The organism is Thermoanaerobaculia bacterium (genome assembly GCA_035260525.1).
Classification (GTDB): domain Bacteria; phylum Acidobacteriota; class Thermoanaerobaculia; order UBA5066; family DATFVB01; genus DATFVB01.
Genome location: DATFVB010000324.1, coordinates 1 through 8843 on the forward strand (window position 1 = coordinate 1; position 8843 = coordinate 8843).

Sequence of the window (8843 nt, forward strand, 5' to 3'; positions counted from 1 at the left end):
GGATCTGGACCAGGCACTCATACGATCCCGAGGTGCAGCCTCCCTCTCCTGGTTTCAATCCGAAGAAGAGGTTCCGGCCGAACTTTCCCGTGGCGTTGGCCTGATCATGCGGGTTGTCGTTGCTCCACTGCGCGCCCGCGGTCAGGGTCTGCGTCGGATTCACGTACGTGTTCTTGTCGAGCAACCCGACCACCCCGATGTCGCTCGTCGTCGGCCGCGCGTCCTGCCCGGTGTTGCCGGCGTCCCAGACGAGGCTGCCGCTCGGTGCGGTCGAGCCGGTGCCGAACTTGTACGCCGTGAGCAACGGAAATCCGCCGCCGGTCGACTGGACGAGGCCGCTCGTCGGATCGAGAACGAAGGCCCGCAGGTGGCCCGACCAGATCGAATGCTCGTTCTGGGGATTGAACTCCGAGAGGTACGCGAGCCCTTCCGAAGTCGCGGAAACCGACGGGATCGTCGCGGTGGCGAAGTCGCGCGTCTCTTCGTTCAGCAGGTTCGCGATCGAGGTCAGCGCCGCGATCAGGTCGCTCGCGTTGTTCGCGCTGAAGTACCCCTGCCGCTCGATCGTGACTTTGTCGGAAGAGACGATCGTCGCGCCGGACCAGAGCGCGATGCACTCGCCGCGGTTGCCTCCCCGCTGGCCGCCGCTTCCATCGGGAATCGTGCAGACGTTCGTCGGCCCGAGGTCGCCCGAGTTGATCCCGAAACCGACGACGTACACGGGCACGTTGATCGCCGCGAGCGGCGAGACGTCCGCCTGCGTGACCGCCGACTGCGCCTGGAACGAGTCGGTGATGAGGATGACCGCGGCGTTGCGGCAGTCCTTCCGCGGGTCGTCGATGCGCTTGGCGCCGCAGAAGTTGTCGACCATGCTGTTCGTCGCGCAGCCTGTCCCCGAGACGTTCGGCTGATTGGCGCCATTGAAGTACTGGAAGACGTTGGTCATCACGCCCTGGAGCGGCGCGACGTTCCCGTTCGAGGTCGGGAAGATCGGAAAGATCATCCGGTTGTTCGTGGTGTTCTGGTACGTGTAGTTGTACAAGTTCGCGGCGCTGCTGTCCGGGTTGCCGATGATGTGCGAGCCCGTCTGATAGTAGCCGTCGGTCTCGAGGTCGCAGGCCGACGAGTTGGGGAGGCTGTTCAGGTTCTGCGGACTCTTCGAGACGTCCCAAATCGGGAAGTCGTCCGACTCCGAATACGTCGCCGTCGACGACCCGACGTGCACCACCGAGGCGGTCGGCCGTAGCGCCCGCAGGATGCACGGGTTCGGATCCTGCTCATACGTCTGCTGGGCGCTCGACGGCTTCCCCCCCGGGCCGCTGATGTAAGGCAGCCACGGCTGGTAATCGTGCGGAATCAGAACGATCGGCTGCGGATTGTTGTTGGACTGCTGCATCCAGCCCGACGCGTTGCCGGAGCTGTTGTTCCCGCTCCAATCGAGAACCGTCTGATTGTTGTCGACCTTCGGCACCGAGACCCAGCCGATCTCGCGCCCGACGTCAACGCCGTAGCCGAAGAGCTGCGGAAAGCCGCAGGACGAGTCGTTTTCCGCGCAATATTCGGGGGGAACGACGAAGTTCGCCGTGTAGCTCTGTAAGCTGCCCAGCCCGGTCGGATCGCACGGCGCCGTCGGGTTGCTGCCTCCCGTGCACTTGCCGACCGTGAACGTCACCGTGAAGGACTGGCTTCCTCTGATGATCGCGTAAGGCGTGATCCCGGAGGGACTCGTCCCCGTGATCCTCACCGTCATCTCCGCGGCGGGATCGCCGTTCGCGTTCGAGCTCGAAGGGATGCCGGTGATCAGAATCCTCTTCGCCCCGTCGGAGCCTCCGAACGGGAGATGGGCGGTATCGGTGGCATTCTGGGGCGCCGACGGATAGAAGTACGTCCGCGCGGCCAGGGAAGGATCCGTGATCGTCCCGGTTCCGTTCGTGAGGTTCGTCCCGCTCCAGGCGAGCACCGAATACTGATTCCCGTTGTACGTCTTCGTCTGGTTGGAAGGGAAGCTCGCCCCTCCGAAGTTGAATTTCGTGTGTGCGGGAATCGTCAACGTGAACCCCGAGTACGTGAGCGCAACGTCCGCGTCCGGCTCGAAGATGAAGTGCTTCTTGCCGCTCGCCAGGTCCGCGCGTGTGTATGAGAAGGAGGAAATCCCCCAGTTGATGCATCCGCCCGTCCCCGCGGCGCATCCGGCGGCGACGTTCTTGACGACCTTCGTGATCGCGTACTTCCCCTGCCCCATCTTCGAGTTCGTGCCGTCGACGCCCCCGAGCGGGTCAAGCGTCGTCGTCGAGGGGAGGTTCGCCATCGTCGTCGTGTTCGAGATGATCAGCATCACGTTCGGCGGCGCCGGCTTCTTCTCGATCAGGAGCTGGCGGTCGTCTCCGCGAGACAGCGCGGGAACCAAAAGAGCCGCGGTGAGCACGGCGGACGAAAGAAGGCGGAATCTGGACATGGCGCGCCCTTTCTCTTAATGGCCCACGTCTTCGACGCTCAACGGGACAGGCCCGATGACGAAGTCGACGGTGATCTGCTTCTGCGAATTGAGGAAGGCGTCGGTCGCGACGCTCGAGAGGCTGTATCCCTTGTCATAGAGCGGCGTCGAGTCGACGTTGATCTCGCTCCCGGGGTCGAGCTTGAAGTCGTTCAGCCGGAACGGGGAAACCTCGACGGAGAGCGTGTGCGTCGTGCTTCCGGGCATCAGGTCGGGAAGGTCGAAGCACCAGAAGGCCGCCTTCGCGCCGCCGCAGCTGTTCAGGGTGCCGGTGCCCTCGTACGTGGCGTGCTTCCCCTGGAGGTACGCGTACTGGATCCCGGAATCGGCGGCGTAGAACGTCTTGTTGACGGTCGCCTCGGCGCCCGCGATCTGGAACTCCGTCGTCGTCGAGAAGAGCAGCGCGAGCCCGAGGATCGTCAGGATGAACATGACGAGGATCGTGAGGATGAAGGCCGCGCCGCGCTCGGGATCGCGACGGAACCGGGACTTGCAGGGGTGAGCTCGTCGCATCGTCGTTTTCCTATTGAAGGGCGAAATTGCGTAGCTGGACGCGGACCGTGACGTTCCGGCGGTGATAGGCCATCGGGACGAGCGCTCCCCCCGCGGTCTTCGTGATCTGTGAGACGGTCTTCGCGAGGCTGTCCATCTGCGGGAAAGTCTGAGCATTCGGCCCCTTGTATTGCGGGTCGGGATTCTGCCCCTTGGTGACGATCGAGACCTCGATCGCCTTCAGCCTCGAAAGGTCCGAAGTCCGGTCGAGCGTGCCGCTCGTCGGCTCCCCCGTCACGTTCCAGAGCCATTCGTCCGCGCCCGCCGTCGCCGATTCGGAGGCGTCCACGCCGGCCGCCGGGATCGTGGATCCGCGGGCCGCCGTCACGGCGTTGCCGAAGTCCGTCTGGTTCGTGATCGAGATCGACCCGTCGGACGGATACTTGAGCGGGAGACCCGTCACCGGATCCGTTCTCACCGGGGCAGCGCCCGTGAAGGAACCCGTGCCCGCGACGGCGTCGTAGAAATCGATCCCATAAGCGACCTGGAGGTCTTCGACGTCGTCGGCGACCGGAGTCACCGTCGCGGTCGAGAACGGCGTGCCCGCCGCATCGCCATCGACCCAGTCCGCGACCGCGAGCTGCGGATGGCACGGGCCGGGCGAAAGCGTCGCGTTCGCGGGGGTGCAGTCCTGGCCTTTCTTGGGGCCGTCGTCGACGAAGAAGACGCGGTCGTCGAGGATTCCTCCGCGAGACGGCGTGTTGAGGCCCGTCGGGAACGCGCCGTTCTGCGTGATCGTCTGCCAGTAGACCGTGTCGGGCGACGCCGAGCTTCCCACGTCGATCGTGAGCGTGGCCTTCGTCCCGGAACCCGATCCGACCGAGACCGTCACCGGGTCCGCGCGGGTGATCTTGCCGACGCCCGCGTTGCCGAGGAGATCCGTCATCACGAACAGCCGGCCCTCGCTCGGCTGGGTCGCGCCTCCCACGGGAAACAGCGACATGTCGTTGGAGCCATACGGGTAGCACGCGCTCGTCGGATCGGCGGCCGCATCCTGGAACTTCGTGCACGGCTGGATCACCAGCGTCCCGGTCGTTCCGCTCGCCGGGGGCGCCCAACTCCCGGATCCGAGATCGTAGACGGAATTCAGCAGCACGCCGCGCACGTGGAGGAGGTCCGTGCCCGCCCGCACGTGGTGGGCTCCGTTCGAATCGCAAGGGCCGCCGATGCAGACCGTGTCGTTGGTGGAGTTGATGTCGTTCGAGTCGAAATCGGCGCTCGTGCCCCAATGCGTCGAGCCGAGGTTGAGCGAAACCGCGAGCTGCCGGAAGGTCCCGCCGTCAGCCACACTCGCCGAGATGCCGCCGGCGCCTGCCATGCGGGCCTCCCGGACGAGCTGGTACGAGCCGTACCGGGCGCTCTGCTGGGCGTCGGTGACGGAGGTCTCCGCCTTCGCCATCCGGTTGCTCCTGTCGAAAAGCGTGGCCATCGCGACGATCACGATCACGACGATCACCAGCGAGACGAGGAGCTCGATCAGGGAAAAGCCGCGGCTGCCGTGTTTCCTTCCCATCGTCGTCGTCCTATGGAGACTTGTAAGCGGTCATGCGGATCTGCTTGCCCTGGTACCCGGCGGGGAAGAGTCCGGCGATCGTGTTCGAGCCTTCCGCGTAGGTCGAGCCCGACAGACTGCTCCTCGCGGACGCGACGTACACGCTGATCATCTTGACGCCGGGAGACAACGTCCACGCCGGGTTGCCGTCGTCGACCGCGTTGGCAATGTCGGGTACCGCGCCGGGCGCCGGTAACGCCGTCGACGGAAAATCGCGGACGACGTAGACGAGCTCATACGGGCCGACGAGCGGGCGCCGATACGCTTGTCCGGGCTTGCTCTGGAACGTCGCGGTGGCAGGAACCGCGAGGCGGGCATCCGTGAACGAGTACTGGAGGATTTCTTCGAGCTGCTGCTTGGCGAGCGAGTTCAGGCTCGAGTAATCCCAGCCGACCGCGTTGCTTTTCATGGAATTGGCGAAGAGCGGGGCGATCGCGAGCATCGCGAGAGCCATGAGGCCCATCGACACGATCACCTCGACCAGCGTGAACCCGGACAGGCGGCGGCGTTTCTTCATCTCAATACCACTTCCAGGGAGGCAACTCGTAGGTTGGAGTTCCCCCGGGCACCAGCTTCGTCATGACGATCTTTCCGGTCGCCGGTGTCGTTACCGCGATCTGCAGGGTGTTCGAGTGCGTGTCGAGCACGTACACCGCTTTGTCCCCACCGCTCCCGACCGACCCGAAGGGCGTGAACACGATGTACGCCGTAGCCGCGGAAGTCGAAGGAGAGGGCTTGCCAGGATCGTCGATCCGCAGGATCACCCGATGGCCATCGGGGTCGAGAAGATCGGAATGCACGATGACGTCGGGCGGAACGGTGCTGGTGTCGAGAACGCCGTCCGGTTTCGCATCGACGAACGTGATCGCCGTGTTGTAGGCGCCGATCGCCGAGGACGGATCCGTCGAGAGCACGACGCCGACGTTCTGCCCGCGCTTGATCGCCTGGAGGCGCGCGGCGAGCACCGTCATGTCGATCTCCCGTGCCACGCCGTCGACGCGGCTGCGATGCAGGATCGTCCCGAAGAACGGAATGCCGATTGCGAGGATCAACCCCATGATCGCCATCACGATCAACATTTCGACGAGACTGAAGCCTCGACATCTTCGACGGTTCTCGAGCTGCACTGGACAATCGAACAAGCAGGTCCGATGCCGCGCCGCGGGCGCCTACGGATACCCCGTAAGTAGCTGGGATGTATGGCACCGAACTGAAGGGGACTGTCCGGGGTGTCAGGTCGGGGGTGTTCGATTTCTATACGGCGATGGCCAGAAATGATCCAGGCTCGCGATCGGGCTCAATCGCCGGCAGACTCCTCTACGACCTTCAGCTTCGCATACAGCGTCGCGCGGGTGATTCCGAGGATCTCGGCCGCCGCGGACTTGTTGCCGCCGGTCAGCCGGAGGACCTCGGCGACGTACTCGCGCTCCTTCTCCTCGAGCGTCGGAAGCGCGCTCTTGCCGGACGCTTCGCGAGGAACACCGAGGAGGCGCGTGATCTCGGGGGCGTCGATCGTGGCGTCGGTCGCGAGGATCGAGATGCGCTCGGCGAGGTTCCTCACCTCGCGGACGTTGCCGGGCCAAGAATAAGCGGAAAGGAGGCGCTGCGCCGCCGCCGTGAGGGCGCGCCCCTGGGAATGCCCCGCTTTCGCGTCGAACTCCACGAGGAAGCGCGCCGCGAGGAGCGGCGCGTCGCCCGGGCGCTCGCGCAACGGAGGCAGGAGAAGCTCGAGGACGTTCATCCGAAAATAGAGGTCCTGGCGGAAACGCCCCGCCGCGACCTCGGCCTTGAGGTCCCGGTTGGTCGCGACGATCACCCGGACGTCGACGACCCGCTCGGCGATCCCGCCGACACGATGGAACCGCTTTTCCTCGATCGCCTTGAGCAGCCGCGCCTGGAGAGAGAGGTCGATCTCGGCGACCTCGTCGAGGAAGAGCGTGCCGCGGTGGGCGAGCTCGAAGAGTCCCGGCTTGGCCGACGCGGCGCCGGTGAAGGCCCCCTTCTCGTGGCCGAAGAGCTCGGACTCGAGGAGGTCGCGGGAGAGCCCCGCGCAGTTGACGTTGACGAAGGGCGCCGCCGACCGCGCGCTCCAGCGGTGGATCTGCCGCGCGAGAGCCCCCTTGCCGGTCCCGCTCTCCCCGGTCAGGACGACCAGCGCGTCCGAACGCGCGACCCTCTTGGCTTCCGACAGGAGGGTGGAGATCGCCGGCGACTCGCCCCAGAAGAGCTCCGGCGCCGAGCGGTCGATCTCGCGCTTGAGCGCGCGGTTCTCCCGTTCCAGGCGCTGCGCGTCCGCGATCCTCCCGAGGACGTGGAAGAGATGCCCGGTCGAAACGGGTTTGGTCAGGAAGTCCTCGGCGCCCATCTTGACGGCCTCGACCGCGTTCTCGATCGTGCCGAACCCGGTCATCACGACGACGCGCGCGTCGGGGCGCGCCTCCCGCAGGCGGCGCAGCCCCGAGAGCTCCTCCGCGTCCGGGAGCTTCAGATCGAGGAGGATCGCGTCGGGCCGGAACTTCTCGAGGAGCGCGACCGCGGCGCCGATCGACGGAGCCGCTTCGGTCTGCGCGCCGCGCTGCGCGAGGAGACGGGACAGGCCGAAGCGGATCGATTCCTCGTCGTCGACGACGAGGACGCGGAAGCCGGAAAGAGAGTCGGGGGCGGGATCAGGCGGAGGTTCGCGCATCTCAAAGCGATCGATATGCATCTCTGCGATGGCGAACGTAATGGATCTTGATCTCCCTGGCGGTGTGATCGACCTCGTAGACGATACGATACTCGCCGACTCGAGGGCGATGAAGTCGTTCGGCCCCTGACCGCTTGACCGACCCGCGCGGGAGCGGCGAGACAGCCAAGCTCTCGATCCGTTCGAGAACGCGGCGTTTCACATTCGACGGGAGATCGCGAAGGTCCTTCTCGACGGACGATTTGAGCCTGACCTCATAGCCGGGCATCGGATTTCAAGCGCTTCCGGAGCTCCGTGAGGGTGAGGGTCCGCTCCCTTCGCCGTTCGGCAACGACGGCCAGGTCGTGAAGATCTTCCAGCAATCGCCGGTACTTGACGAGGGGAAGTACGACGGCAAATTGCTTCCCCTTCGAATTCCGAAGGATCTTCTCGGCGGGCTTGCGGCTCGGGACAGTCATCCTGGTGAACATTATAATCCGCGGGTGCCGCACCCCGCCTACAAGGACCACCCTCTCTGGCGCGAGGCCATGGAGCTGGTCGTGGCCGCGTACGCGCTCGCCGATGAGGCGAGACCGGTTGCGCCCGCCGTCGCGCGGACGCTGCGAAAGGCCGCCGTTGCGATCCCCTCGTGCCTCGCCGACGCGCTCGCCGACGAACCGGAACGGGAGATCGTCGACGACCGGCGGCGCGCGCTCGGAGCGCTCGCGGAGATCGAGCGCCAGACGCTGCTTCTTCCGGTCGACCTCGCCGAAAAGGGGGACGCTCTGGCCGGCCGCGCCCGAAAGCTCTACCGCGAAGTCGAGCGGCTGCTTTCGGAAGTGAAGGAGTTCTCGTGAGGCCCGCGGATTTCCCCCCTCTCCCCGCGGGCCTTCGCCGCGCCGAAGCGGCTTCGGCCGCGCAGGCGGGAGAGGGCAAGCGAGCGCGAGCGAGCGCGAGTGAGGGCGCTCCCGGGGCGATCGGGCGGCTGACCGGCTGCATGCTGCTCGCGGTCGTCGTGTCCTTGTTCGCCGCTTGCGGCGGAAAGAACGACGCCGTCGTCCCGGGCCGCTTCGACCTCGCCCAGGCGTCCCGGGGCGTGGTTCCGGGAAGGACGTACGACAACCGGGAGAAGATCCGGCAGGGCATGAAGGAATCGGATCTCTCCGCCGCTCTCGGCGCGCCCTCGGAGAAGCTCGAAAGCCGCGGGCAGATCGTCTCGGGCCACTGGACCTACCTGTACAGGGACGGGAAGATCGTGATCAACCTGAGGGATCACCTCGTCACCGAGGTCGAGACCACCTTCTACTGAACCGTCGGCCGAGCGCCTGCGCTCCGCTCCCGTGGCGCGAGGCGACGCTCACCTCTCCCCTGGTGGGAGAGGTCGCGGCGAAGCCGCGGGTGAGGGGGCGGGCGAAGCCTTCAATGCTCCCTCAATGATGCCGAGCACACCCGGAAGGTTCTCGAGAACAGCGTTGTTCCAAAAGCGCAGCTCCCTGAATCCCATCCGTTCGAGCTCCGAAGTCCGATTCCGATCGTATTTCTCCTTGTCGGGGTCCGAATGCTCTCCGCCGTCGAGCTCG

General features: G+C 65.8%; 9 protein-coding genes. 2 read left to right on the forward strand and 7 right to left on the reverse strand.

Features of this window, described 5'->3' with window-relative positions:
- From VKH46_15435 to VKH46_15460, 6 genes are all read right to left on the reverse strand, one after another.
- Nucleotides 1-2455, reverse strand: a 2455-nt coding sequence (locus tag VKH46_15435) for a hypothetical protein (protein ID HKB72238.1), incomplete at its 3' end; no start/stop codon positions are given.
- A 15-nt stretch (nt 2456-2470) separates the two neighbouring features.
- Nucleotides 2471-3007 (reverse strand): pilus assembly PilX N-terminal domain-containing protein, encoded by a 537-nt coding sequence (locus tag VKH46_15440; protein ID HKB72239.1) that lies wholly within the window; start codon nt 3005-3007, stop codon nt 2471-2473.
- A gap of 10 nt (nt 3008-3017) precedes the next feature.
- Entirely contained in the window at nt 3018-4559 is a 1542-nt protein-coding gene (locus VKH46_15445; protein ID HKB72240.1) for a prepilin-type N-terminal cleavage/methylation domain-containing protein, read from the reverse strand.
- Nucleotides 4560-4569: 10 nt separating this feature from the next.
- Nucleotides 4570-5115 carry a type II secretion system protein gene (locus VKH46_15450; GenBank protein ID HKB72241.1) on the reverse strand — a complete coding sequence of 182 codons (546 nt, stop codon included), beginning with the start codon at nt 5113-5115 and terminating at the stop codon, nt 4570-4572.
- Between the two features lies 1 nt (nt 5116).
- Complete coding sequence (locus tag VKH46_15455; GenBank protein ID HKB72242.1) at nt 5117-5725, reverse strand: GspH/FimT family pseudopilin; 609 nt, start codon at nt 5723-5725, stop codon at nt 5117-5119.
- Between the two features lie 170 nt (nt 5726-5895).
- Nucleotides 5896-7284: a sigma-54 dependent transcriptional regulator gene (locus VKH46_15460; protein HKB72243.1), complete on the reverse strand. Its 1389-nt coding sequence runs from the start codon at nt 7282-7284 to the stop codon at nt 5896-5898.
- A gap of 482 nt (nt 7285-7766) precedes the next feature.
- On the opposite strand from VKH46_15460, the gene VKH46_15465 reads away from it, so the two are divergent.
- Both VKH46_15465 and VKH46_15470 read left to right on the forward strand, forming a co-directional pair.
- Nucleotides 7767-8120: a four helix bundle protein gene (locus VKH46_15465; GenBank protein HKB72244.1), complete on the forward strand. Its 354-nt coding sequence runs from the start codon at nt 7767-7769 to the stop codon at nt 8118-8120.
- Nucleotides 8117-8572, forward strand: coding sequence for a hypothetical protein (locus tag VKH46_15470; GenBank protein HKB72245.1), 456 nt, complete (start codon nt 8117-8119; stop codon nt 8570-8572). Before VKH46_15465 ends, VKH46_15470 begins: the two co-directional genes overlap by 4 nt.
- Before the next feature lie 48 nt (nt 8573-8620).
- On the opposite strand, the gene VKH46_15475 is transcribed toward VKH46_15470, so the two are convergent.
- Nucleotides 8621-8843: DUF559 domain-containing protein (locus tag VKH46_15475; protein ID HKB72246.1), on the reverse strand; the 223-nt coding region annotated here is incomplete at its 5' end.

What these genes read in the sequence shown, in the direction of transcription:
- VKH46_15440 (HKB72239.1), bottom strand. Translation starts at nt 3,007, where the DNA reads ATGCGACGAGCTCACCCCTGCAAGTCCCGGTTCCGTCGCGATCCCGAG.
- VKH46_15450 (HKB72241.1), bottom strand. Translation starts at nt 5,115, where the DNA reads ATGAAGAAACGCCGCCGCCTGTCCGGGTTCACGCTGGTCGAGGTGATC.
- VKH46_15460 (HKB72243.1), bottom strand. Translation starts at nt 7,284, where the DNA reads ATGCGCGAACCTCCGCCTGATCCCGCCCCCGACTCTCTTTCCGGCTTC.
- VKH46_15445 (HKB72240.1), bottom strand. Translation starts at nt 4,559, where the DNA reads ATGGGAAGGAAACACGGCAGCCGCGGCTTTTCCCTGATCGAGCTCCTC.